The organism is Pseudomonas sp. S49, assembly GCF_009866785.1.
Classification (GTDB): domain Bacteria; phylum Pseudomonadota; class Gammaproteobacteria; order Pseudomonadales; family Pseudomonadaceae; genus Aquipseudomonas.
Genome location: NZ_CP019432.1, coordinates 868,510 through 894,552, shown reverse-complemented (window position 1 = coordinate 894,552; position 26,043 = coordinate 868,510). Strand labels below are relative to the sequence as shown.

Here is a 26,043-nt window from a genome sequence, read left to right as displayed (position 1 = left end):
TGTTTTTATCGTAGGAGCCAAGGCGAAAGGTTCGCCTTGAGATGAGGCGTGTGTCACGAATTGGTTGTCGGACTGTTTTTGGAGTATAGATGTGCAAACTTCTAATAAGAACGCACATATAAGCCCGTCCATCATGCAAAAAAACATCACCTCTCTAGGCTCGCTGAACTGGGACGACCTCAAGTTTTTCCTCGAAGTCGCCCGCACCCGCAAGGCCAGTACTGCCGCCAAACGGCTGGCTGTCGACTACACCACGGTGTCGCGGCGGATCAGTTCGCTGGAAGCGGCATTGGGCACTTTGCTGTTCGAGAAGTCGCGGACCAGCGGCTTCGTCCTGACCACCGAAGGCCAGCGTTTGCTCGGTTATGCCGAGTCGATCGAAAGCACCTTGCACATGGCCTGCGAGCAAGTCTCCGGCTCCGGCGTGGCGCTGTCCGGGCATGTGCGCATGGGCTGCACGGAAGGTTTCGGCAGTTTTTTCATCACCCCGCAGCTGAGCCATTTCGTCGACGCTTACCCGGCGATCTCGGTGGACATACTGCCGCTGCCCCACTTCATCAGCCTGTCCAAGCGCGAGGCCGACATCGTCATTGCACTGGAGCGCCCGGAGCACGGGCCGTACGTGTGCTGCAAACTCTGCGACTACCGTTTGCAGCTCTATGCGACTCAGGAATATCTCGACAAACACCCACCGATCCGCCGCCCGGCAGACTTGAGCAAGCATCAATTCATCAGTTATGTGGATGACCTGGCGTTCAGCTCGGAGCTGCTGTACCTGGCGAACGTATTGCCGGGCGCCAGCGCCAACTTGCGCAGCACCAGCGTGATCGCGCAGTTCGTCGCGGCGCAGCAAGGGCGCTCACTGGCGATTCTGCCGTGCTTCCTCGCCGCGCAGGATCCGCGCCTGCTGCCGGTGTTGCCGGAGGACATCGACATCACCCGGCAGTTCTGGATGTACTGCCGCGAAGACCTGCGCAAGCTCAAGCGGATCACCCTGTTATGGGATTACATCCGTGAGGTGACCGAACGCAATCAGGCGCTGCTGATGGGGCAGACCGGCGACATGCAGTTCGCCGACTAGTCGGCGCTGACCACAATCGACACCCGGCGGTTTTCCGTGCGACCGGCCGCCGTATCGTTGGAGGCTACCGGCTCTTTGCTGCCCAGGCCCTGCAGCTGGATGTTTTCTTGCTTCATGCCGACCGTGCCCAGCACGTTGGCGACACTTTTCGCACGGCGCAGGGACAGTTGCTGGTTGTAGGTTTCCTTGCCCGACGCGTCGGTGTGGCCATCGACCCGCACGCGCTCGATACCGACACTCAGCAGGGCCTTACCGATGCGCTCGACGATCTCGGTGCTTTGCGGGTTCAGGCTTTCGACGTCGCTGCCAAACAGCACCTTGCCAGACAGGCCAAACTCCCAGCCCTCGTCGGTCAGTTCAAAGCCCTGTTGTTTCAGCACCGCGACTTGCGCAGGCGTCAGGCCTTTTTGTGGCGCAGTCTGGCAACCGGTCAGGGCCAGTACGGCGATCAACAGCACAGCGTAAAAAGATCGAATGGACAGTGGGAACACGAGAGTCAGCTCCTGGTTTGAACGGAATCGACCGGGAGCTCCGCCCCGGCCGTGAATTGGGCGCCGCGCGACAGGCGCTTGGCTTGATACATCGCCGCATCGGCAGCATCGAGCAAGGCGCCCGGCGTGGCACCATGATCGGGATAAACCGCGATGCCGATACTGAGCGAGGTCACGACACTGGTGTCGCCCGGCAGCGCGATGGGCATGTCCATGCTGGCGAGGATCTTGTCGGCAATGCGCTCGGCGTCTTCGACCTTGTGCAGCGGCGTGAGCAGCACGGCGAACTCGTCACCGCCCAGCCGCGCCACCAGATCCTCTTCGCGCAATTGCGCGCGAATGCGATTGGCCACGGCGACCAGCACAGCATCACCCGCAGCGTGACCGAAGTTGTCGTTGATCCCCTTGAAGCGGTCGCTGTCGAGAAACAACACGGCAACGCGTTCATTGTGTTTGCCGGCATTACGCAACGCGCGGATCAAGCGCCCTTCGAAAAAGGCGCGGTTCGGCAGACCGGTCAGGCTGTCGTGGCTGGCCTGGTGAGCGAGGGTTTCGTTTTCGTTTTGCAGATGGGTTTGCCACGACTCCAGTTCATCGAGCAAGGCGTTGAAGTCATTGCCGAGGTTGTCGAGTTCGGCGATCTGCGCTGGCGGCACGCGGCGATCCAGCGCTCGTTCGCTGCGGGCGGCGTGGGCCACATTGGCCAGACTGCGCAGAGGACCGGTGATCGCGCGTAACTGGCGACGCGCCAGGTAGAGCGCCACCCAGGCGCTGATCGCGGTACAGAGGATGATCCCCGCCAGACCGCTGAGCAGAAAGCGCATCAGGCTGCCACCATGGCCGGTGAGCAGCACACGACCGATTTCACGATCCTGATGCTCGATCGGCAGGCTGATGGGTTTTTCCAGGATGGCGCGGGTGATCTGCATTTCCAGCTCAGAGAACAAACCGTTTTCCGGGCGTTGCCAATGCGCGAGCAGTTGTCCCTGACTGTCCAGCACCTGGGCGTCAGCGACCTCTTCGGTGGAAGCAATCAGCGCCAGCGATTCGTTGGCGGCCGCCTTGTCGTTGAACACCACCGCGGCTTCCACGGTGTAGCTGATCGAACGGGCGATCAAGTGCAGGTTGTGATCGGCGTACACCCGTAAAGCCAGTACGCCGAGCAACGTCAGCGAAACGCTGGCCATCGCCACGCCCACCAGCGCGACCGTCAAATGGCCTCGGCCAATGACCGAGCCCAGCGTTGGGCGGCTATTCGATCTGAACAGGTTCATGGCGCCGCCGGTTTGCGACGCGACAATTGCAGCACGCTGGGGTGAATGCGCACGCCGCTGCGGGCAACGGAATCGAGATTGACCTCGAAGGACACTTGCTCATCGCCAACGCGCAGACAGAACAGGCTGCCGACCGTGCATTGATCGCCACCTTCGCTGATGCTCAGTACCGGATGACCGATCAGCGAAGCGAACAAGCGAGTGCGTTCATCGGCGGTGAGTTTGCCGATGTACACCGCATCACATTCGCTGACGATCGCCGGATTGTCGGCCAACAAGCGACGTACGGTAACCGGTCGGCCAGTGGCTTGCGTGGTGCCTTTGACCAGATCATCGGTGTACTCGGTCGGGCCGACGATGCACAGGCGCAACTGCGCAGGCTCCACCGGCCAGCGCGCGTAGCTGAGAATGCCAAGAACAACCTGAGTGACAGATTTGGCCCGTTGTTCGGCCATACCTGTCGGCGCTTGTGGCTGCGCGACAGCCGCGCCCGTCAACAACCAGAGCAGACCGACAAGCAACGCGTGCTTGCAGACAACTACGCGCCCTGTCGCCCAGACAGACACCTTCATGCAGGGATTCTCTTGGATCGTAGCGAAATGATGCCGCAACGATAGCACAGCGCTGAAACGCCAGCGAGACAGCGACCTCTGACCGGTCGGTCAGTAAACGCCGTCAATCGTCGGGATTTTCACCTCACAGGCAGGGTCCCCTCCTCCAGTTCCAGCATCAACCCGCTCAGGCGCTTGACCTTGCGCTGCACCGCTTCTTCAAACACGCCCGCTCGGGATTCGATCAAGGTGAACCAATGCTTGGCCCGGGTGATACCGGTGTAGATCAATTCTTTGGTCAGCACCGGATTCAAGGCATCGGGCAGAATCAGCGCCGTATGGGCAAACTCCGAGCCTTGGGATTTGTGCACCGTCATCGCGTAGACGGTTTCGACGTCGTTGAGGCGGCTCGGCAATACAAAGCGCACGCCGCCCTGACCGTCGTTGCGCGGGAAGGCCACGCGCAACACGGGTTTGCCGGCGTCGGGTCCTTCGCGCTCGGGCAGTTTGAGGGCTATACCGATATCACCGTTCATCAGGCCCAGACCGTAGTCATTGCGCGTCATCAGCACTGGCCGGCCTTCGTACCATTGCTGATCGCTTTCGATCAGACGTGCCTTCAGCAGCGCGGCGGTGATGCGTAGATTCAGACCTTCAACGCCCCATGGCCCTTTGCGCACTGCACACAGCAACTGGAACGTGTCGAACGCCTGCAAGACTTCGCGGGCCCAAATGATCCAGTCCGGATGTTCGAGCGGCCTACCCGACGATGGACGCTGATCACGCAGCACGCTCAGATAATGGCGATAGCCTTGTGGGCCGTCGCCATGCCCCTCCAGCAACAGTCGCTCCAGTTTCTGATCGTGCTCACCCTTGAGCGGCAGCGAATACACATCGTCGTAGTGCCCGGCTGAGAGTAACTGACGTGCTTCAGCCGGCAACTGCTGATTGACTCGCCGCGCGAGCTGGCCGATCCCGCTACCCTCGCCGAAACGCCGCGAGTAGCGGAGCATCACCACTTGCTGGGCCAGTGGGTGAGCACCCTCGACGTCCTCATGCAAGCCACTGTCCTTCAGGGACTCACCGCTGACCGACTCCAGCCACTGTCGGGTCTGCGGGTTGTACCAGCCACCCTCGGCATCCCGGCACAAATCGCCTAGCACTGCGCCGGCCTCAACAGAAGCCAGTTGATCCTTGTCACCGAGCAACACCAGTCGCGCATGGGGTGGCAACGCATCGAGCAGATTGGCCATCATTTCCAGGTCGATCATCGAGGCTTCGTCGACCACCAGCACATCCAGTGGCAGGCGGTTACCGGAATGGTGTCGGAAGTGTCGGGTGCCGGGACGACTGCCCAACAGACGATGCACGGTGGTGACGTCGCAAGGAATTTTCGCCCGCACCTCTTCGCTGACTTCCAGTGACTGCACTTGTTGGCTGATGGACTCGGTCAACCGCGCCGCAGCCTTGCCTGTCGGCGCCGCCAGACGAATCCGCAGCGGATGACCGGTCGCGACTGCGGGGGCTTGAAGCAACGCCAGCAAACGCACCACCGTGGTGGTTTTACCGGTCCCCGGCCCGCCGGTAACGATGCTGAAGGCGCCGCGAGTGGCGAGAGCGCAGGCGAGTTTCTGCCAGTCGATCACCTCGCCAGCCTTGGCTGACCCGAACAGTCCATCCAGTCGCTGCGGCAGATCGTCCGGCGTTGGCTCTACTTGCTGCAGACGCTGACGCAACGCCGAATCGATGCGCCGTTCGTAGGCCCAGTAGCGTCGCAGATACAGACGTTTACCGGCCAACACCAGCGGGCGTTGCTGTGCGATATCGCGGGTATCCGCCGCCAGTGCGACCAATGAGCTGCCCGCAAGAACCTTGCACCAGTGCGCCCCCTCGAGCGCTTCAAGCAATTGCGAAGGCAGCAACAACACGCCCCCTTGCACGTCACCTTCGGGGGGCAACGACAGAGCGAAGTCGGGAGCTTTCAGGGTTTCGTACAGATCGAGACAGACATGACCGTGACCAAGTTGATGGCTGGTCAGGGCAGCCGCGAGCAGCACCAGCGGATCCGTATCGCGCTCAAGTTCGTGAAGAAACGCGACAAACGCTTTGTCCAGCGCACGCAGCCAGCCACGCTCGACCCAACGGGTCAGCAATATCAACAGGTCATCGGCGCTGGTCAGGGGCGATAGCCTCGACAGACTGTCGGCTGCCAGCGGCGTGGGGAGCAGATCGGCAAAGGTGCGGCTCATAGCAGGACTCCCTGTTCCCACGCGGGTTCGGACTTGGGTTCGGGTTTTCCTTGGAACATTCGGTCGAGACGTTCGATCAGCTCACGGGGCGGACGAGCAAAATACACGCCGCGACTGTCAGCACGGGTGCCGCGCAGGAACAGATATAACGCGCCGCCGACATGCCGGTCGTAATCGTAATCAGGCAGCCGCGCCTTGAGCTGGCGATGCAACGCCAACAGGTACAGCACGTATTGCAGGTCATAGCGGTTGTCGAGAATCGACTGTTCCATGGCTTGTTCGGTGTAAGCCAGCTCATCCACGCCAAGCCAGTTGGACTTGTAGTCAGCCACGTAATAACGGCCGTCGTGTTCAAAGGTCAGGTCGATGAAGCCTTTGAACATGCCGTTGAGCTGCACCGGTTCTGCCGCCACACGGGCCACGCCCCTGTGAGTGTGCTGACGCACCAGTTCGTCGAGTTTGAGTACATCGACTTTATGGCTGGCGAACCAGAACTCCATCTCGACCCGATACTGCTTCAGTTGCTCCAGAACAACTGGCGGCTGCCCACCTGCAATCGGCAATGGCGACTGCAGCAAATGTTGCAGCCAGTCGCTCAAGGTGTTGATCCAGCCCTCCCAGCCGCGCAAATTGCAGCGCCGGGCAATCGCATCTTCCAGCGCTTCGCGAGAAACGGCGAAGCCATCGTCACCGGCCCATTCCAGCAAACCGTGAAGAAACGTTCCCGGATTGGGGCCACGTGGAAAGCGGTGGATATCGGCGCCGCCGGCTATGATTTCTCTCGGCGCGTCCGGGTCGAGGCGTTCGTCGTCAAACAGCTTTTGTGCCTGCGGGCTGTCCGGCGCTTCATCGCTGCCGACACTCAACACGTCGCTGATGCGCAATGCACTGTAGGAGGCGATCCACCAATTTTCGCTGGCCTTGCGCTTGGGCAACAGCGTCGCACTCAGCACGGCGTCATTGCGTGGCGGCTGGTAATGCTCGTCGGTGGGTTGTGGCATTTCACCGATGTGGATGGCCGGGCAGTCTTGTTGCAGATCTTGCAACCAGCGCTTCAATTCGCTGGACTCGCCCAGCGATACGCCGCCACCAAGCAGATAACCCAGCGCCGAAAGATGCAGCACCGAGCTGTTGTTATTGCCTCTTTTGAGATCCGTCACGCCCAACCAGCAGGCATGCTGCGCGCGCGTCAGGGCAACGTAGAGCAAGCGCAAGTCTTCGGCCAGGCGTTCGTCGTCCGCTTGCGCAATCAGCTCGGCGGTCGGCTTGAGGCTTATCTGAGCCTTGCCCTCGGCGTCGTGATAATGCAGTGGCAGACGACTGCCATCAACGGGTTTTGCCGAGCAAATGAACGGCAGGAACACCAATGGATATTCCAGTCCCTTTGACTTGTGGATAGTCACGACCTTGACCAGTTGCTCGTCACTTTCCAGGCGCAGAATCTGCTCTTCGCCAGCCTGACCGGACACTGCCAGCAGTTCGCCGAGATGCCGAATCAGCGCTTGTTCACCGTCCAGTTCCGCAGCCGCTTGTTGCATCAATTCCGACAGATGCAAAAGGTTGGTCAGTACGCGCTCGCCATCGCTGCGTGTCATCAAGGTTTGCGGCAGATGGAAGTCATGCAGGAGGCGGCGCAACATCGGCAGTACACCTTGTTTGCGCCATAGCTCGCGATAGCCACGAAATTGCATGACCCGGGCTTCCCACACCAGTTCGTCCTGGTTCAGACGTTCCAGCTCGGCCAATGGCAGGTTCAGGGTGATACAGGCCAATGCGGCTTTCAGGGAGCGCTCGACATCAGGCTCGGCGCAGGCCTTGAGCCAGGACAACAGGTCGTGGGCCTCTTGCGCCGCAAATACCGAGTCCTTGTCCGACAGGTAAACGCTGCGCACGCCACGGACAGCAAGTTCACCGCGCACGGACTGCGCCTCTTTGCCGTCGCGCACGAGAATAGCGATGTCGGACGGCCTCAGACCTCTGAAGTCTTTGCCATCCTGCACGAACCCCGCTTTAGCGCTTTGCCCGCCATTGAGTAGCGCGGTGATTTCGCTGGCGCACGCGGCTGCCAATTGCTGGCGATAGACCACGCCGGACAGTGGCTGGTCGCTGGACAAGTGCCAGACATTCAACGCGATAGCTTGCCCGGCAACTTGCAGCTGCTCTTTGCGACCTTGAGATTCAACAGGAAGAAATGGTACCGGGTTGTCGCCGTTTTTCTCGCGGAACAAAAACGCACCGCGACCCAGCTCTCGGGACTCGGCGCGTGCGAATACATGATTGACCGCATTGACCATGCCGTGGCTGGAGCGGAAGTTGGTGCCCAGCGTATGCAACCGACCAGTGGTGGCCTGACGCGCGCGCAGGTAGGTGTAGATGTCTGCACCGCGAAAAGCGTAGATCGCCTGCTTCGGATCACCGATCAGAAACAGCCCGGTGTCAGGGCTGTTTTCCTCAATGCGATAGATGCTTTCAAAGATTCGGTACTGCACCGGGTCGGTGTCCTGAAACTCATCGATCAGTGCGACCGGGAACTGCTCGCGGATCAATGTCGCGAGACGTTCGCCACCATCGGATTGCAGCGCGGCATCCAGACGCAAAAGCATGTCGTCGAAGCCCATCTCGGCACGACGGCGCTTCTCTTCTTCAAAGCGTGCGCCTACCCATTTGGCGGCATGTTGCAGCACAGCGGCATCAGGAGTGGGCAATGCATCGAGGCTCGACTTGAGTTTCGGCATGGCATCCAGACCCGGGTGGTTCGGGGCCTGACCTTTCCACGCTTCGGCCATGCCGTCGGGGGTCAGTCGGGTGAAACCGGTGCCGATATCCAGTTGCTCCAGGGACTCGTCTTCGGCCCATGCCTTGAGCTTTTCAAACCAGGGTTCGAAGTAACGCGCCTGCATCTTGCGCCCGTCGACGGTTTTGCTCGCAACGCCCTGATGACAAATGGCGAGCAATTCGTCTGCCCACTGGCGCCAGGGCATTTTCAGTTCGATCAACGCCGCCCGGCGTTCTTGCAGGCATTCTTCGATCAGCTCCGCAGGCGCCTTGCCTTCGTTGCTGTCGCGCTCACTGGCGAACAAGCCGCGTATGCGTGGCATCAATGCCGCAGGTCCGCCCCAGTTGCTGCGAACCCAATTCAAGGCATCGCCTTGCATCGGGTAACAGAACAGCCGCCAGTAATCACGCAACACCTCGCCAAGCAAGTCGCTGTGATCGGTTTCCAGGGATTGGGTAAACAAACTGCCGCTGTCGAACGCATGCTCACGCAGCATGCGCTGACACCAACTGTGGATGGTCGAAACGGCGGCCTCGTCCATCCATTGCGCGGCAACATCGAGGCGGTTGGCGCAACCGGGCCACTGCTGAGAGTCGAACTGATCACGCAATTCGGCAATCAATCCGTCGGGCGCAGGCGTTTCGTCGCGGAAAAATCGAGCGGCCTCCGCCAGACGCGTGCGTATGCGTTCGCGTAATTCCTTGGTCGCGGCATCGGTGAAGGTCACGACGAGAATCTGTGGTGGCAGCAACTCGCGACCGAACCCGCTCGCCTCGTCACCGTGCCCGAGGATAAGCCGCAGGTAGAGCGCAGAAATCGTGAAGGTTTTACCGGTACCGGCACTGGCTTCGATCAACTGGCTGCCCTGTAGCGGAAATGCCAGGGCGAGGGGAGTCTTGGTACTCATGCGCGAGCCCCTTCAGTGGATAGCGAACGCCAGGGCGCTTCAAACAGGGGGCGGTACAAAGCATCACACCAACCGGAAAACGTCTCGTCAGCAAGCAATGCCTCGAAATCGGCAAATTGACGTGACAACGCCGGGCTCTCGCGGCGCTCACCCTCACTGGTCTGCCCGTCACCGTCATAGGTTTTACGTGCCGCAGCTTCTGCCTTCAGCGGGTCGGTCTGAGAAAGCCACGCGAAAGCGGTCTTAACTGCGATGGGCAGCGGCTGTCGCATACCCGCCTGCCAGGCGAGGAGCAAATCACCGAGGAACCGTATGGCGCGATCTGGCTCCATGGGATCAAGCAGCAAGGTGTCATCGCTGGCCACCAGTGCGGTGCTCAGGGAAAGTCCGCTGGCGCAGGCCGCCAGATGATTGACCCAGGGTTTGGTCAGGCGATGCCATTTACGGCTTTTGATCGAGCCAATGCTGTTGGGGATGGTTGTGACCGACAACAGGCCACCGTCGGCGCGCTGATGCAAACCGGCAAGCCAGCCTTCAAGGCGTAACCCCTGCAGTTCAAGGTTGACCGGTAACGCACTGGTCAAAGGGCCAGGCCAGAGTGTCAGCAGTTGTTGATAACGCTGCAGCAAATCCGGCAGAGGCTCGATCAACTCTCGTTGCAGGCACTCACCGAACCCGGCCATTGGCAACAGGCCGCTGTTTTGCAGACGCCGTGCCTGGGCAGTCAGCGCCTCATCGACATTGTCCGGTTGCCTGAGAGCGGCTTCGAGCAGGCTGTCGCTGAGTGTGTAACGCTGCAATGCGTCCAGTACGAAGGGTTCTTCATCGGCCAGCGGAGCTTCGGCGGCCTCGAAATAGACCTTGAGGCGCTGGGTGAAAAAGTGTCGAACCGGGTTGCGCAAAAAATCCTGCAGCAAAGCCAGGCTCAACGGCTCCTCTTGTACATAAGGGGTAAGCAACTGCGCTTCGCTTTGAGACTCATGCTGCTGATGCAGAACCTGCCATTCGCTGGCGTAGCTGAAAAGGTGATCGCCGTCATGAAAATAGCGTGCACTGAACGGTTGCAGAGGATGCTCTTGCGTCATGGCACTTAACAGATCGCCGCTTTCGTCGAGCAATCGCCAACCGCTGGCGAGGTGATCGCGCAACTGGCCGATCAACACGGAAGCCGGTCGCTCACTGTTGTCGCGAATGCTGCGGCCGACCCAACTGATGTACAGCTGATTACGCGCTGACAAAAGTGCTTCGAGCAAAAGATAGCGGTCATCTTCACGCCGCGAACGATCTCCCGGACGGTAGTCGCTGCCCATGAGGTCGAAGTCCAGCGGAGGCTGTGCGCGGGGATAATCGCCGTCATTCATTCCCAGCAGGCAGACCAGTTTGAATGGAATGGCGCGCATGGGCATCAGCGTACAAAAATTCACGGCACCGGCCAGGAAGCGCTGAGACAAACGCCCCTGATCCAGCCCGGCGAGCCAGGCTTCGCGAACCACGGTCAGTGGTAGCTCATCCGCCAGACCTACAGCCTCACACGTTTCCAGCCAGGTTTCGCGAAGCTCTTCGAGTTGGGTCAACAAGTAGTCGTCATGCTCGTTACTAGCCTTGAAGAACAGTTGCATCAGCGCCTGCAACCGGTATCCCCACGCCTTGGGCTGAGCCGGTTGGGTGAGCTGCTGATGGGCGAGCTCCAGAGCATCGAGCAAAGCCACCAGTGGCCCGATGAGGGCGGCGTCGAGTCCGCCGATCTCATCGTAGGGTTCAATCCCTTCACACGCGTTGGCGCTGCCGACAGCGTAGCCCAGGAGCATCCGGCGCAGACCGAAATGCCAACTGTTTTGTTCAAGCTCGTTCGGTAAACCCAGGCCAGCGCGCTGCTCGGCGTTCATGCCCCAACGCACGCCAGCACCTTCGATCCAGCGGTGCAGTGTTGGCAGGTCACGCTCCTCCACACCAAAGCGCGCGCGAAGTGCGGGAACGTCGAGCAGGTCGAGGATTTCACTGACCGGGAAACGACTGTCGGGAAGCTTGAGCAGGTGTTCGACTGCGATCAGCAGTGGATCGCGGCCGCGCTGCCCCTGATCGGCCAATGTGAAGGGTATGAATCGTGGATCGTGGCGATCAAGCTGACCAAACACCGCGCGGATATGCGGCGCGTAGCTGTCGACATCCGGCACCATCACGATCACATCGCGAGGGCGCAGATCCGGGTTGGCACTGAAGCGCGCGAGGAGCTGGTCATGCAATATCTCGACTTCACGTTGAGCACTGTGGGCAATGTGAAAGCGTATCGACTCGTCATCAGCCAGGTCGACAGCGGGCCAGTGTTCACGAGTTTCATTGAGCGGGCGCAACTCCAGGATGTCGTCCTGGAGTTGATTGAGCAGATTCTGTGGCTGGGTGTCGCTGAACAGGTCTATGCGACCGTCGCGAAAAGCCGCTCGATAGCTATTCGGATCATCATAACTGTCGAGCAGGCTGATGTAGTCCCGGCCTTGCTTGCCCCATGCTGCCAACAGCGGATGGGCATGTTGATGCAGTGTTTCAGGATCAAGCACGACGGGCATTCCGCTTTTGCGCGATTGCCGCTTGTATTGATGGCGCAGCAGATCCTTGTCGGCGACGATGTCGGCCCAGTGATGGCGGCAGGGGTTGTGCACACACAGCAGAACCTGACTGAAACGCGCGAGCCCGGCCAGCGCCTCAAGCACTTGTGCTGGTAACGAAGAAATCCCGAAGACGATCACTCGCGAGGGCAACCCCACCGGGGCCTCGGTGAGGTTGTTGATGCGCTCGATGAATCGCTGGTGAACACCCGCACGACTCTGCGCCATTCCCAGTTCGCCCACGTCATCGAGCAATGCACGCCACAACTCCGCTTGCCAGCAACTGGTCGGTGGCAGCGGTTTTACTTCGCCTCTGACATTTCGCAGTTGATGCCGCCCTTCGGCCCAATCTTCGAGCCAGTCGGCGCGATATACCTGATATTGGTCGAAGAGATCCGACAGTCGCTCAGACAGTTGATAGCGTTTACGCAAGTCAGTGTCGTTGGTGAGGAAGCGTTGTAACGGCTCGAAATGCGGACGATCGATCACCTGGGGTAGCAAGCGCATCAGACGCCAGGTTAACGGTGCCTTATCGAGCAGGGATTTGGCCGGAATCTCTTCTCGTCCAAGAACCATGCGGTAAAGCTGCCACATGAAACTGCCCGGCAGTTGCACATCAATCGCTGCCGCAATACCGCAGCCGCCCAGATCCTCGTCCTGCGGGTCTTCCGCCAGAGCCAATTTGAGCCATTGGGCAATACCGTTGCTCTGCACCAAGGCAATTTCATTTTCCAGGGGAGCTAATGGATAGCGCCGCATGATGCTGATCACAAGGCTGCGCAGTTCGTCCAGGCTGTTGCTCTGAACCACCATGAATGCAGCGTTGAGGGACTGGGCGTCCGGCATAAGGGCTTCCTTGGGAAAGTACAAAAGCTAGGGCAGAACCTTAGCATTGTCGGCAGGTTGTAGCAGCCGGACGGCGTCTGTGAATGCTGTACGAACTTTCCTGCGGGCAAAACAAAACCCCAACTGCTTTCGCAATTGGGGTTTCGGAATTTAATCTTGACGATGACCTACTCTCACATGGGGAAACCCCACACTACCATCGGCGATGCATCGTTTCACTGCTGAGTTCGGGATGGGATCAGGTGGTTCCAACGCTCTATGGTCGTCAAGAAATTCGGGTACTGAGTCGTGGCCTTGCGGCCTCGCTTCAGCAAATTGGGTATGTGACAGCTAGGTGTTTTGTGAACATCGAACTTTCGGTTCGTTTCGTCTTCACACACCGCAATCTGGCCTTTCGACGCAAATTGCTTGGGTGTTATATGGTCAAGCCTCACGGGCAATTAGTATTGGTTAGCTCAACGCCTCACAGCGCTTACACACCCAACCTATCAACGTCGTAGTCTTCGACGGCCCTTCAGGGAACTCAAGGTTCCAGTGAGATCTCATCTTGAGGCAAGTTTCCCGCTTAGATGCTTTCAGCGGTTATCTTTCCCGAACATAGCTACCCGGCAATGCCACTGGCGTGACAACCGGAACACCAGAGGTTCGTCCACTCCGGTCCTCTCGTACTAGGAGCAGCCCCTCTCAAATCTCAAACGTCCACGGCAGATAGGGACCGAACTGTCTCACGACGTTCTAAACCCAGCTCGCGTACCACTTTAAATGGCGAACAGCCATACCCTTGGGACCGGCTTCAGCCCCAGGATGTGATGAGCCGACATCGAGGTGCCAAACACCGCCGTCGATATGAACTCTTGGGCGGTATCAGCCTGTTATCCCCGGAGTACCTTTTATCCGTTGAGCGATGGCCCTTCCATACAGAACCACCGGATCACTAAGACCTACTTTCGTACCTGCTCGACGTGTCTGTCTCGCAGTCAAGCGCGCTTTTGCCTTTATACTCTACGACCGATTTCCGACCGGTCTGAGCGCACCTTCGTACTCCTCCGTTACTCTTTAGGAGGAGACCGCCCCAGTCAAACTACCCACCATACACTGTCCTCGATCCGGATAACGGACCTGAGTTAGAACCTCAAAGTTGCCAGGGTGGTATTTCAAGGATGGCTCCACGCGAACTGGCGTCCACGCTTCAAAGCCTCCCACCTATCCTACACAAGCAAATTCAAAGTCCAGTGCAAAGCTATAGTAAAGGTTCACGGGGTCTTTCCGTCTAGCCGCGGATACACTGCATCTTCACAGCGATTTCAATTTCACTGAGTCTCGGGTGGAGACAGCGCCGCCATCGTTACGCCATTCGTGCAGGTCGGAACTTACCCGACAAGGAATTTCGCTACCTTAGGACCGTTATAGTTACGGCCGCCGTTTACCGGGGCTTCGATCAAGAGCTTCGCGTTAGCTAACCCCATCAATTAACCTTCCGGCACCGGGCAGGCGTCACACCCTATACGTCCACTTTCGTGTTTGCAGAGTGCTGTGTTTTTAATAAACAGTCGCAGCGGCCTGGTATCTTCGACCGGCATGAGCTTACGGAGCAAGTCCTTCACCCTCACCGGCGCACCTTCTCCCGAAGTTACGGTGCCATTTTGCCTAGTTCCTTCACCCGAGTTCTCTCAAGCGCCTTGGTATTCTCTACCCAACCACCTGTGTCGGTTTGGGGTACGGTTCCTGGTTACCTGAAGCTTAGAAGCTTTTCTTGGAAGCATGGCATCAACCACTTCGTGTTCTAAAAGAACACTCGTCATCAGCTCTCGGCCTTAAGATCCCGGATTTACCTAAGATCTCAGCCTACCACCTTAAACTTGGACAACCAACGCCAAGCTGGCCTAGCCTTCTCCGTCCCTCCATCGCAATAACCAGAAGTACAGGAATATTAACCTGTTTTCCATCGACTACGCTTTTCAGCCTCGCCTTAGGGACCGACTAACCCTGCGTCGATTAACGTTGCGCAGGAAACCTTGGTCTTTCGGCGTGGGTGTTTTTCACACCCATTGTCGTTACTCATGTCAGCATTCGCACTTCTGATACCTCCAGCAAGCTTCTCAACTCACCTTCACAGGCTTACAGAACGCTCCTCTACCGCATCACCCGAAGGTGATACCCGTAGCTTCGGTGTATGGTTTGAGCCCCGTTACATCTTCCGCGCAGGCCGACTCGACTAGTGAGCTATTACGCTTTCTTTAAAGGGTGGCTGCTTCTAAGCCAACCTCCTAGCTGTCTAAGCCTTCCCACATCGTTTCCCACTTAACCATAACTTTGGGACCTTAGCTGACGGTCTGGGTTGTTTCCCTTTTCACGACGGACGTTAGCACCCGCCGTGTGTCTCCCATGCTCGGCACTTGTAGGTATTCGGAGTTTGCATCGGTTTGGTAAGTCGGGATGACCCCCTAGCCGAAACAGTGCTCTACCCCCTACAGTGATACATGAGGCGCTACCTAAATAGCTTTCGAGGAGAACCAGCTATCTCCGAGCTTGATTAGCCTTTCACTCCGATCCACAGGTCATCCGCTAACTTTTCAACGGTAGTCGGTTCGGTCCTCCAGTTAGTGTTACCCAACCTTCAACCTGCCCATGGATAGATCGCCCGGTTTCGGGTCTATTCCCAGCGACTAGACGCCCTATTAAGACTCGCTTTCGCTACGCCTCCCCTATTCGGTTAAGCTCGCCACTGAAAATAAGTCGCTGACCCATTATACAAAAGGTACGCAGTCACAGAACAAAGTCTGCTCCCACTGCTTGTACGCATACGGTTTCAGGATCTATTTCACTCCCCTCTCCGGGGTTCTTTTCGCCTTTCCCTCACGGTACTAGTTCACTATCGGTCAGTCAGTAGTATTTAGCCTTGGAGGATGGTCCCCCCATATTCAGACAAAGTTTCTCGTGCTCCGTCCTACTCGATTTCATGACCAAGAGATTTTCGCGTACAGGGCTATCACCCACTATGGCCGCACTTTCCAGAGCGTTCCGCTAATCTCAAAGCCACTTAAGGGCTAGTCCCCGTTCGCTCGCCACTACTAAGGGAATCTCGGTTGATTTCTTTTCCTCAGGGTACTTAGATGTTTCAGTTCCCCTGGTTCGCCTCTTGCACCTATGTATTCAGTACAAGATAACCATCTTATGATGGCTGGGTTCCCCCATTCAGACATCTCCGGATCAAAGTCTGTTTGCCGACTCCCCGAAGCTTTTCGCAGGCTACCACGTCTTTCATCGCCTCTGACTGCCAAGGCATCCACCGTATGCGCTTCTTCACTTGACCATATAACCCCAAGCAATCTGGTTATACTGTGAAGACGACATTCGCCGAAAATTCGAATTTCTCAATTAAGAGAACTCACAAATTTTACCTTAGCCTGATCCGTTACCAGTGAAAGTAACGTTCAGTCTATCTTTCTATCACATACCCAAATTTTTAAAGAACGATCTAATCAAAAGACTAGAAATCAATATTCTCAATGGAATACTCATTTCTAAGCTTTCAGAAGCAGTTATATGGTGGAGCCAAACGGGATCGAACCGTTGACCTCCTGCGTGCAAGGCAGGCGCTCTCCCAGCTGAGCTATGGCCCCATAACAAAATTGGTGGGTCTGGGCAGATTCGAACTGCCGACCTCACCCTTATCAGGGGTGCGCTCTAACCAACTGAGCTACAGACCCAATTTCGAGCGCGTAACTGTTAGCTTGGAGCTATCAGCTTGGAGCTTAAAGCTGCTTCTATCGTCTTCTTCAATGAATCAAGCAATTCGTGTGGGAACTTATGGAGCAGCTGATGTCGTCGATTAAGGAGGTGATCCAGCCGCAGGTTCCCCTACGGCTACCTTGTTACGACTTCACCCCAGTCATGAATCACACCGTGGTAACCGTCCTCCCGAAGGTTAGACTAGCTACTTCTGGTGCAACCCACTCCCATGGTGTGACGGGCGGTGTGTACAAGGCCCGGGAACGTATTCACCGTGACATTCTGATTCACGATTACTAGCGATTCCGACTTCACGCAGTCGAGTTGCAGACTGCGATCCGGACTACGATCGGTTTTATGGGATTAGCTCCACCTCGCGGCTTGGCAACCCTTTGTACCGACCATTGTAGCACGTGTGTAGCCCAGGCCGTAAGGGCCATGATGACTTGACGTCATCCCCACCTTCCTCCGGTTTGTCACCGGCAGTCTCCTTAGAGTGCCCACCATAACGTGCTGGTAACTAAGGACAAGGGTTGCGCTCGTTACGGGACTTAACCCAACATCTCACGACACGAGCTGACGACAGCCATGCAGCACCTGTCTCAATGTTCCCGAAGGCACCAATCCATCTCTGGAAAGTTCATTGGATGTCAAGGCCTGGTAAGGTTCTTCGCGTTGCTTCGAATTAAACCACATGCTCCACCGCTTGTGCGGGCCCCCGTCAATTCATTTGAGTTTTAACCTTGCGGCCGTACTCCCCAGGCGGTCAACTTAATGCGTTAGCTGCGCCACTAAGAGCTCAAGGCTCCCAACGGCTAGTTGACATCGTTTACGGCGTGGACTACCAGGGTATCTAATCCTGTTTGCTCCCCACGCTTTCGCACCTCAGTGTCAGTATCAGTCCAGGTGGTCGCCTTCGCCACTGGTGTTCCTTCCTATATCTACGCATTTCACCGCTACACAGGAAATTCCACCACCCTCTACCATACTCTAGCTCGACAGTTTTGAATGCAGTTCCCAGGTTGAGCCCGGGGATTTCACATCCAACTTAACGAACCACCTACGCGCGCTTTACGCCCAGTAATTCCGATTAACGCTTGCACCCTCTGTATTACCGCGGCTGCTGGCACAGAGTTAGCCGGTGCTTATTCTGTCGGTAACGTCAAAATTGCAGAGTATTAATCTACAACCCTTCCTCCCAACTTAAAGTGCTTTACAATCCGAAGACCTTCTTCACACACGCGGCATGGCTGGATCAGGCTTTCGCCCATTGTCCAATATTCCCCACTGCTGCCTCCCGTAGGAGTCTGGACCGTGTCTCAGTTCCAGTGTGACTGATCATCCTCTCAGACCAGTTACGGATCGTCGCCTTGGTGAGCCATTACCTCACCAACTAGCTAATCCGACCTAGGCTCATCTGATAGCGCAAGGCCCGAAGGTCCCCTGCTTTCTCCCGTAGGACGTATGCGGTATTAGCGTTCCTTTCGAAACGTTGTCCCCCACTACCAGGCAGATTCCTAGGCATTACTCACCCGTCCGCCGCTGAATCCAGGAGCAAGCTCCTCTCATCCGCTCGACTTGCATGTGTTAGGCCTGCCGCCAGCGTTCAATCTGAGCCATGATCAAACTCTTCAGTTCAAACATCTTTGGGTTTTTAAGAAACCCTAAACTTGGCTCAGCAATCGTTGGTTACATCTTTGATTTCTCGCGGAGTAACTTGTGATGCTGATAATCTTGTTGACTATCAGTCTGACTCCACAAGCACCCACACGAATTGCTTGATTCAGTTGTTAAAGAGCGGTTGGTTAAGATCTTTCGTCTCAACCGAGGCGCGCATTCTACAGCAGCCTCACTTGCTGTCAAGTGATTATTTTCAGAAGTTTTCGAAGAATTCTTCAACAACTTCAACCACTTGCGCTTCCGATCTCTCGTCAGCGGGAGGCGAATTCTACAGCGTTACACGCTGCTGTCAACACCTCTTTTTCAACTTCCTTCTGGCTTCGATGAACTGAAGCAACCTGCTGCCGAAACCTACATAACTCATTGAATCTCAAGGAGTTTTCCGTTTCGACTGCGCCGGAAGTGGGGCGAATTATAGACATCTCAAATCTGCCGTCAACACCTATTTTCATAATTCTGTCACATCGGTCAAAAAACCCCAAAAACACGAAGGCCGACCTCAATGAGGTCGGCCTTCTTTGCAATCCCTTCTACTTACAAGCTAGGGAACGCGAACTGCGAGGCTTCATGGCTAGCGCGCTGTGGCCAGCGCTGGGTGATTGCCTTGCGACGGGTATAGAAGCGCACACCATCCGGACCATAGGCATGCAGGTCGCCGAACAACGAACGCTTCCAGCCGCCGAAGCTGTGGTAAGCCACCGGCACCGGCAGCGGCACGTTGACACCGACCATGCCGACTTCGATCTCGTCACAGAACAGACGCGCCGCCTCACCGTCACGGGTGAAGATGCAGGTGCCGTTGCCGTATTCGTGATCGTTGATCAGCTGCATTGCCTCTTCCAGGCTGTTCACGCGAACAATGCACAGTACTGGGCCGAAGATCTCTTCTTTATAGATGCGCATTTGCGGGGTGACGTTGTCGAACAGGCAGCCACCGAGGAAGAAGCCTTCTTCATGACCGGCCACGCTGAAACCACGACCGTCGACCACCAGAGTCGCGCCCGCTGCCACGCCGTCATCCACGTAACCGCTGACCTTGTCACGCGCCTGACCAGTCACCAGAGGGCCCATGTCCAGACCGCACGAAGTGCCGGCACCGATTTTCAGCGCTTTGATCTGTGGAACCAGTTTCGCCACCAGCGCATCCGCCACCTGGTCGCCAACACACACGGCAACCGAAATCGCCATGCAACGCTCGCCGCACGAACCGTAGGCCGCGCCCATCAGTGCGCTGACTGCGTTGTCCAGATCGGCATCCGGCATCAACACTGCGTGGTTCTTCGCGCCGCCCAGTGCCTGAACGCGTTTGCCGCGCTTGGTGCCTTCGGCGTAGATGTACTCGGCAATCGGCGTCGAACCAACGAAGCTCAGCGCTTTGACTTCCGGCGCTTCGATCAACGCGTCCACCGCAGTCTTGTCACCGTGCACCACGCTCATCACGCCTTTCGGCAGACCGGCTTCCAGCAGCAACTGAGCAATCAGCAGCGTCGAGCTTGGATCACGTTCGGACGGTTTGAGGATAAAGCAGTTACCGCAGACGATCGCCAGTGGGTACATCCACAGCGGCACCATGGCCGGGAAGTTGAACGGGGTGATACCGGCCACAATGCCCAGCGGCTGAAAGTCCGACCATGCGTCGATGTTCGGGCCAACGTTGCGACTGTATTCACCCTTGAGGATTTCCGGGGCAGCGCAAGCGAACTCGACGTTCTCGATACCGCGCTTCAACTCACCGGCGGCGTCTTCCAGAGTCTTGCCGTGTTCTTCGCTGATCAATTGCGAGATGCGTGCTTCGTTCTGCTCCAGCAGTTGCTTGAAGCGGAACATCACCTGGGCACGTTTGGCCGGTGGCGTGTTGCGCCACGCCGGGAACGCAGCCTTGGCGGCATCGATGGCTTTCTGGATGGTTGCCTGGCTGGCCAGTGGCAGCTTGTGGATAGCCTGACCGGTGGACGGGTTGAACACATCAACCGCGCGACCGTTCTCGGTCACCAGTTCGCCATTGATCAAATGCGGAATAACGCTCATCGAAAACTCCTGAATTCTTGTGCGCAGACACCCGCAACAGGCGCCTGCTATTTGTATAGCTATATAAAAGGAAAAATCAGTCGAGCTTGTTCAGCACTTCGCCGACCGCGTCGAACAGACGATCGAGGTCTTGCGGCTTGCTGTTGAAGGTTGGGCCGAACTGCAGGGTGTCGCCGCCGAAGCGTACGTAGAACCCGGCTTTCCACAGGGCCATGCCCGCCTCGAACGGACGCACGATGGCGTCGCCGTCACGCCCGGCAATCTGGATCGCACCGGCCAGACCGAAGTTGCGGATGTCGATAACGTTCTTCGAACCTTTCAGACCGTGCAGCGCGTTTTCGAAATGCGGTGCGACTTCGGCAACGCTCTGCACCAGGTTTTCCTTTTGCAGCAGATCGAGTGCTGCCAGGCCTGCAGCGCAAGCCACCGGGTGTGCCGAGTAGGTGTAGCCGTGCGGGAATTCCACGGCGTATTCCGGGGTCGGCTGATTCATGAAGGTCTGGTAGATCTCGGAGCTGGCAATCACTGCGCCCATCGGGATCGCGCCGTTGGTGACTTGCTTGGCGATGCACATCAGGTCCGGGGTCACGCCAAAGGTGTCGGCGCCGAACATGTTGCCGGTACGACCGAAACCGGTGATCACTTCGTCGAACACCAGCAGGATGCTGTGCTGATCGCAGATTTCGCGCAGACGCTTCAGGTAACCCTGCGGCGGCACCAGTACGCCGGCGGAACCGGCCATAGGTTCTACGAATACGGCGGCGATGTTCGAAGCATCGTGCAACTCGATCAGCTTCAGCAGCTCATCGGCCAGTGCAATACCACCCTGCTCCGGCATGCCACGGGAAAATGCGTTGCTGGCCAGCAGCGTGTGCGGCAGGTGATCGACGTCCATCATCGACTGACCGAACAGCTTGCGGTTGCCGTTCACGCCGCCAAGGCTGGTGCCGGCGATGTTCACGCCGTGGTAGCCACGGGCACGGCCGATCATTTTGGTTTTGGTCGACTGGCCTTTCAGGCGCCAGTAGGCACGGACCATTTTCACCGCGGTATCGGCGCACTCGGAACCGGAGTCAGTGAAGAACACGTGGTTGAGGTTGCCCGGAGTCAGCTCGGTGATTTTTTCGGCCAACTGGAACGACAGTGGATGGCCGTACTGGAAGCCCGGCGAGTAATCGAGAGTGCCCAATTGCTTGGAAACTGCTTCCTGGATTTCCTTGCGGGTGTGGCCGGCGCCGCAGGTCCAAAGACCGGACAGCGAGTCATATACCCGGCGGCCCTTGTCGTCGATCAGCCAGCTGCCTTCGGCACCAACGATCAAACGCGGGTCGCGCTGAAAGTTACGGTTGGCGGTGTACGGCATCCAGTGCGCGTCCAGCTTCAATTGGCTGGCCAGTGGCGACGGCGCGTTTTCAGGCATGTTCATCGGGCAAAACCTCGCAGGGCATAAGCGTCAGGGAGATAAAAAGCGTTGTTGCAGCTAAATTGCCACGGCGATAAAGTCGGTGAAATTCAACTCTTCTAACCTTCAGTTAGAACTTTGCTAAACAATGAGAACAATAAGATGAGCAGCCGCCGTCCCGATCCGCTGGCCCAGGTCAGTGACTTTGATATTCGCCTGCTGCGGATTTTTCGCAGCGTGGTGGAGTGCGGCGGCTTCTCGGCGGCGGAAACCGTGCTCGGCATCGGTCGCTCGGCGATCAGTCAGCAGATGAGCGATCTGGAGCAGCGCCTCGGTTTGCGTCTGTGTCAGCGTGGGCGCGCGGGGTTTTCGCTGACCGAAGAAGGTCGCGAGGTGTATCAATCGGCGCTGCAACTATTAAGTGCGCTGGAAAGTTTCCGCACCGAGGTCAATGGCTTGCACCAGCATTTGCGTGGTGAGTTGATCATCGGCCTGACCGACAACCTCGTCACCCTGCCCCACATGCGCATCACCCACGCCCTCGCCCAGTTAAAAGAGCGCGGACCAGATGTGCAGATCCAGATCCGCATGATTGCGCCGAATGAAGTTGAGCAAGGCGTGCTCGATGGGCGTCTGCATGTTGGCGTGGTGCCGCAGGCCAGTGCGTTGTCGGGACTGGAATATCAGCCGTTGTACAGCGAGCGTTCGCTGCTTTATTGCGCGGTGGGGCATCCGTTGTTTTATGTCGATGACAAACAACTCGATGACGAACGCTTGAACAGTCAGGACGCGATTGCGCCGACGTTTCGGTTGCCGGCGGATATTCAGGCGCATTACCAGGCGCTCAATTGCACGGCCAGTGCTTCTGACCGTGAGGGTATGGCGTTTCTGATTTTGACCGGACGTTACATCGGTTACCTGCCGGATCACTACGCCAGTCTCTGGGTGCAACAGGGGCGCTTGCGTGCGCTGAAATCGCAAACACGTTTCTACGACCTGAGCCTCGCATCGGTCACGCGCAAGGGGCGGCGCCCTCATTTGGTGCTGGAAAGCTTTTTGGAGAGTCTGGCGGCGACGCGCTGAAAATCCTCCGAGGCCCGACAGCGTTGGGCCTTGGCGACAAATTCGACCAATAACCTGAGCAAGTGGACAGCTTTTTGCAAAGCAGGATCAACCCCGATCCTTCAACAAGAAGCCCTAAGCCATGCAGCCAGATTCCGCACCGTCCAGCGACCTGATCTACGGCCTCAACGACCGACCCAAACCACTCGCCGCAACTCTCGCGGCGCTGCAACACGTGCTCGCCAGTTTCGTCGGCATCATCACCCCGCCGCTGGTGATCGGTTCGGCGCTCGGGCTCACCGCTTATCTGCCTTATCTGATCAGCATTGCGTTGATGGTTTCGGGCGTCGGCACCTTTATTCAGGCGCGGCGGCCGTTCGGCATCGGGGCGGGAATGATCTGTTTACAGGGCACCAGTTTCGCCTTTCTCGGTGCGGTGCTGTCGGCCGGTTTTCTGGTCAAGCAACGTGGCGGCAGCCCGGAAGACATTCTGGCGATGATCTTCGGCGTGTGCTTTTTCGGCGCAATCGTGCAGATCGTCCTCAGCCGCTTCATCGGTCAATTGCGTCGAGTCGTTACGCCGCTGGTGACCGGGATCGTCATCACCCTGATCGGTATCAGCCTGATCAAGGTCGGCATCACCGATCTGGGTGGCGGCTTCAATGCGCCGGACTTCGGTGCGCCGGGCAATCTGGCGCTGGGCGTGTTTGTGTTGCTGACGATCATTCTGCTCAACCGCTCGAACACGCCATGGGTGCGCTTGTCGGCAATCATCATCGGTTTGCTGCTGGGCAGTCTGGCCGCGTGGTTCAGTGGGAAACTGGTGCCGCAGCCTTTACCTGACTTGCCACTGGTGAGTTTTCCTACACCGTTCAAGTTTGGCTTCAGCTTCGACTGGACGGCTTTCCTGCCGGTCGCGTTGATTTATCTGATCAGCACCATCGAAACCGTCGGCGACCTCACTGCCAATTGCATGCTCGCTCGCCAACCGATCAGTGGCCCTTCTTATATAAGCCGCCTGCGCGGTGGCGTCCTCGGCGATGGCGTCAGTTGCATGATCGCCGCGACCTTCAGCGCCTTCCCCAACACCACGTTTGCGCAGAACAACGGCGTGATCCAGCTGACCGGCGTCGCCAGTCGTTACGTTGGTCTGTACATCGGCGCGATCCTGTTTTGTCTCGGTATGTTCCCAATGATCGGCGCGGTGCTGCAGCAGATTCCAAAACCGGTACTCGGTGGCGCGACCCTGGTGATGTTCGGCGCGGTGGCGGCTGCCGGCGTGCGCATCCTCGCGCAGTCGCCGCTGGATCGACGCAGCATGTTGATCATCGCCACCTCGTTCGGCGTCGGCCTGGGCATCGCCGCGCAACCGAACCTGCTGCACCTGCTGCCAAAACTGGTGCAGAACCTATTCGACTCGGCGATCACCAGCGGTGGTCTGACGGCAATCATCCTGTGCCTGTTGCTGCCGGAGTCGAAAACCGAGGCCGCTGAAGCGCACGCGCCGCTGAACAAGATCGAACAGGCGTAACGGTTTTTCGCGCAAGGACTTGTCGGATGCCTGTGGGTGCGCTATCAACGCAACTGGTTGCACCCACAGACAAACCCGGAAGTGCCTATGACCTTTGAAGTCCCAGCCCATGGCGGCAAACCCGCCAGCCGCATTCGTCAGAAAAACGAAGAGACCATCCTCAAAGCCGCCGAAGACGAGTTCGCCCGTCACGGGTACAAAGGCACCAGCATGAACACCATCGCGCAGAATGCCGGGTTGCCCAAGGCGAACCTGCATTACTACTTCACCAACAAACTCGGTTTGTACGTGGCGGTGTTGAGCAACATCATCGAGCTGTGGGACAGCACCTTCAACACGCTAACGGCCGAGGACGATCCAGCCGAAGCGCTGACCCGGTACATTCGCGCCAAGATGGAGTTCTCCCGCCGTCAGCCGCAGGCCTCGCGAATCTTTGCGATGGAAGTGATCAGCGGTGGTGAATGCCTGACCGAATATTTCAATCAGGATTACCGCGCCTGGTTCACTGGCCGTGCGGCGGTGTTTCAGGCGTGGATCGATGCGGGCAAAATGGACGCGGTCGATCCGGTGCACCTGATCTTCCTGTTGTGGGGCAGCACTCAGCATTACGCCGACTTCGCCACGCAGATCTGTCGCGTCAGCGGTCGCAGCAAGCTGACCAAGCAGGACATGGAAGACGCCGGCAACAACCTGATCCGCATCATTCTCAAAGGCTGCGGCCTCACTCCTCCTCTATAAGACGTTTATGCCTTTCACCCTCAGCGGTTTTTGCGAGTACCGCGAAGAGATTCGCAAAAGCCGCTTTATCACCTTCGCCACGCCGATCGGCAGCCCTGCCGAGGCGCTGGCGTTCTTCGAGCAACACAGCGACTTCAATGCCTCGCACAATTGCTGGGCGTGGAAGCTCGGCGATCAATATCGCAGCAATGACGACGGCGAGCCGGGCGGCACGGCGGGTCGGCCGATTCTCGCGGCAATTGAGGCGCAGGATTGCGATCAGGTCGCGGTGCTGGTGATTCGTTGGTACGGCGGCATTCAACTTGGGACTGGTGGGTTGGCCCGGGCTTATGGCGGTGGCGCGAACAAGTGCCTGCAAACGGCGGCGAAGGTTGAGTTGATCAGTCGGGTGCCGTTGAGTTGCGCTTGCGGGTTTGCCGAGTTGGCGTTGGTGAAGTTGCGCGTTGCCGATCTGGGTGGGTTGGTGGTGGAGGAGAACTTTACCGCCAATGGCGTTGAGTTGAAGTTGGCGGTGGGTGAGGCGCAGATCGAGTTGTTACAAAGCCAGTTGGCAGATTTGAGCCGTGGGCGGATTTTGTTGCTGCGGTGAAGCCAAGATCAAAAGATCGCAGCGTTCCGCAGCTCCTACAGGGATCCGGGTTTGTCATGAATTTCGTTGGTGATACCGGTATCAGCGTTTTCGTGTAGGAGCTGCCGAAGGCTGCGATCTTTTAGGGCATCACCCTTTTCCGTTATTCCCCGGAGTTGCCCACATCTGCTGTGCACCCGACTGTGGATAACCTGAGTACATTCCGCTGTAACCCTTCTGTCACGTGGCTTTGCGCGGTTTGTTCACTTTTCGTTCAATTCAACCGACAAAACGAAAATTCCAAACAGAAACAGACAGTTAGCGTGGTTTATCACCATTAGAAGAAAGCACCACAGTGCTTATGCCCGGGTTTGCGGCTTGCACACAATAACTGTGGAACAAGCTGTGGATAACCCGTTCATGGCTGGCGCAGTCGCAGGTTCTGCCTGACTCACACGTGTTTGCTCGTTTTTTGATCAGTTGCCAACGGGCAAAACTGGAGCCCGATCAACGGCTTTGCTCTG

General features: G+C 57.6%; 13 protein-coding genes, 2 tRNA genes and 3 rRNA genes. 5 read left to right on the top strand and 13 right to left on the bottom strand.

The window, feature by feature from the left end:
* The first annotated feature begins 133 nt into the window (after positions 1 to 133).
* Positions 134 to 1,081 carry a LysR family transcriptional regulator gene (locus PspS49_RS03800; protein ID WP_127930351.1) on the top strand — a complete coding sequence of 316 codons (948 nt, stop codon included), beginning with the start codon at positions 134 to 136 and terminating at the stop codon, positions 1,079 to 1,081.
* On the opposite strand, the gene PspS49_RS03795 is transcribed toward PspS49_RS03800, so the two are convergent.
* The 13 genes from PspS49_RS03795 to PspS49_RS03735 all read right to left on the bottom strand — a co-directional run bounded on the left by PspS49_RS03795 (position 1,078) and on the right by PspS49_RS03735 (position 21,644).
* Positions 1,078 to 1,572, bottom strand: coding sequence for an OmpA family protein (locus PspS49_RS03795; protein ID WP_160038199.1), 495 nt, complete (start codon positions 1,570 to 1,572; stop codon positions 1,078 to 1,080). The two genes, PspS49_RS03800 and PspS49_RS03795, sit on opposite strands and share 4 nt — an antisense overlap.
* 5 nt (positions 1,573 to 1,577) lie before the next feature.
* Positions 1,578 to 2,846 carry a diguanylate cyclase gene (locus PspS49_RS03790; protein ID WP_160038197.1) on the bottom strand — a complete coding sequence of 423 codons (1,269 nt, stop codon included), beginning with the start codon at positions 2,844 to 2,846 and terminating at the stop codon, positions 1,578 to 1,580.
* On the bottom strand, positions 2,843 to 3,418 hold the full coding sequence (locus PspS49_RS03785; protein WP_127925734.1) for a YfiR family protein: 576 nt from the start codon (positions 3,416 to 3,418) through the stop codon (positions 2,843 to 2,845). The genes PspS49_RS03790 and PspS49_RS03785 overlap by 4 nt, the downstream gene beginning before the upstream one ends.
* A 119-nt stretch (positions 3,419 to 3,537) precedes the next feature.
* Entirely contained in the window at positions 3,538 to 5,646 is a 2,109-nt protein-coding gene (recD, locus tag PspS49_RS03780) for an exodeoxyribonuclease V subunit alpha (protein ID WP_127925733.1), read from the bottom strand.
* Positions 5,643 to 9,329, bottom strand: coding sequence for an exodeoxyribonuclease V subunit beta (gene recB / locus PspS49_RS03775; RefSeq protein ID WP_160038187.1), 3,687 nt, complete (start codon positions 9,327 to 9,329; stop codon positions 5,643 to 5,645). The genes recD and recB overlap by 4 nt, the downstream gene beginning before the upstream one ends.
* Positions 9,326 to 12,778: an exodeoxyribonuclease V subunit gamma gene (gene recC / locus PspS49_RS03770; protein ID WP_160038186.1), complete on the bottom strand. Its 3,453-nt coding sequence runs from the start codon at positions 12,776 to 12,778 to the stop codon at positions 9,326 to 9,328. Before recC ends, recB begins: the two co-directional genes overlap by 4 nt.
* 154 nt (positions 12,779 to 12,932) lie before the next feature.
* Positions 12,933 to 13,048: ribosomal RNA gene (gene rrf / locus PspS49_RS03765) — 5S ribosomal RNA — on the bottom strand.
* Between the two features lie 149 nt (positions 13,049 to 13,197).
* Positions 13,198 to 16,091 (bottom strand): 23S ribosomal RNA (locus PspS49_RS03760).
* Between the two features lie 234 nt (positions 16,092 to 16,325).
* Positions 16,326 to 16,401 (bottom strand) — tRNA-Ala (locus PspS49_RS03755).
* Positions 16,402 to 16,411: 10 nt separating this feature from the next.
* Positions 16,412 to 16,488 (bottom strand) — tRNA-Ile (locus tag PspS49_RS03750).
* Positions 16,489 to 16,611: 123 nt separating this feature from the next.
* Positions 16,612 to 18,148: ribosomal RNA gene (locus PspS49_RS03745) — 16S ribosomal RNA — on the bottom strand.
* The 16S, 23S and 5S rRNA genes sit together here with 2 tRNA genes alongside, the layout of an rRNA operon.
* A 576-nt stretch (positions 18,149 to 18,724) precedes the next feature.
* Positions 18,725 to 20,218 carry a CoA-acylating methylmalonate-semialdehyde dehydrogenase gene (locus tag PspS49_RS03740; protein ID WP_095047405.1) on the bottom strand — a complete coding sequence of 498 codons (1,494 nt, stop codon included), beginning with the start codon at positions 20,216 to 20,218 and terminating at the stop codon, positions 18,725 to 18,727.
* 76 nt (positions 20,219 to 20,294) lie between these two features.
* A complete protein-coding gene (locus PspS49_RS03735; protein ID WP_160038183.1) occupies positions 20,295 to 21,644 on the bottom strand; it encodes an aspartate aminotransferase family protein in 1,350 nt (449 codons plus the stop codon).
* Between the two features lie 138 nt (positions 21,645 to 21,782).
* On the opposite strand from PspS49_RS03735, the gene PspS49_RS03730 reads away from it, so the two are divergent.
* From PspS49_RS03730 to PspS49_RS03715, 4 genes are all read left to right on the top strand, one after another.
* Complete coding sequence (locus PspS49_RS03730) at positions 21,783 to 22,703, top strand: LysR family transcriptional regulator (protein WP_064387741.1); 921 nt, start codon at positions 21,783 to 21,785, stop codon at positions 22,701 to 22,703.
* A gap of 121 nt (positions 22,704 to 22,824) precedes the next feature.
* Entirely contained in the window at positions 22,825 to 24,213 is a 1,389-nt protein-coding gene (locus PspS49_RS03725; protein WP_160038181.1) for a nucleobase:cation symporter-2 family protein, read from the top strand.
* Between the two features lie 87 nt (positions 24,214 to 24,300).
* Positions 24,301 to 24,951: a TetR/AcrR family transcriptional regulator gene (locus PspS49_RS03720; RefSeq protein ID WP_064387743.1), complete on the top strand. Its 651-nt coding sequence runs from the start codon at positions 24,301 to 24,303 to the stop codon at positions 24,949 to 24,951.
* A 7-nt stretch (positions 24,952 to 24,958) separates the two neighbouring features.
* Entirely contained in the window at positions 24,959 to 25,540 is a 582-nt protein-coding gene (locus PspS49_RS03715; protein WP_127925729.1) for a YigZ family protein, read from the top strand.
* Positions 25,541 to 26,043: the final 503 nt, after the last annotated feature.

Coding starts and splice junctions, on each gene's coding strand:
- PspS49_RS03800 (WP_127930351.1), top strand. CDS start 134: ATGCAAAAAAACATCACCTCTCTAGGCTCGCTGAACTGGGACGACCTC.
- PspS49_RS03790 (WP_160038197.1), bottom strand. CDS start 2,846: ATGAACCTGTTCAGATCGAATAGCCGCCCAACGCTGGGCTCGGTCATT.
- PspS49_RS03785 (WP_127925734.1), bottom strand. CDS start 3,418: ATGAAGGTGTCTGTCTGGGCGACAGGGCGCGTAGTTGTCTGCAAGCAC.
- recD (WP_127925733.1), bottom strand. CDS start 5,646: ATGAGCCGCACCTTTGCCGATCTGCTCCCCACGCCGCTGGCAGCCGAC.
- recB (WP_160038187.1), bottom strand. CDS start 9,329: ATGAGTACCAAGACTCCCCTCGCCCTGGCATTTCCGCTACAGGGCAGC.
- recC (WP_160038186.1), bottom strand. CDS start 12,778: ATGCCGGACGCCCAGTCCCTCAACGCTGCATTCATGGTGGTTCAGAGC.
- PspS49_RS03740 (WP_095047405.1), bottom strand. CDS start 20,218: ATGAGCGTTATTCCGCATTTGATCAATGGCGAACTGGTGACCGAGAAC.
- PspS49_RS03735 (WP_160038183.1), bottom strand. CDS start 21,644: ATGAACATGCCTGAAAACGCGCCGTCGCCACTGGCCAGCCAATTGAAG.
- PspS49_RS03730 (WP_064387741.1), top strand. CDS start 21,783: ATGAGCAGCCGCCGTCCCGATCCGCTGGCCCAGGTCAGTGACTTTGAT.
- PspS49_RS03725 (WP_160038181.1), top strand. CDS start 22,825: ATGCAGCCAGATTCCGCACCGTCCAGCGACCTGATCTACGGCCTCAAC.
- PspS49_RS03720 (WP_064387743.1), top strand. CDS start 24,301: ATGACCTTTGAAGTCCCAGCCCATGGCGGCAAACCCGCCAGCCGCATT.
- PspS49_RS03715 (WP_127925729.1), top strand. CDS start 24,959: ATGCCTTTCACCCTCAGCGGTTTTTGCGAGTACCGCGAAGAGATTCGC.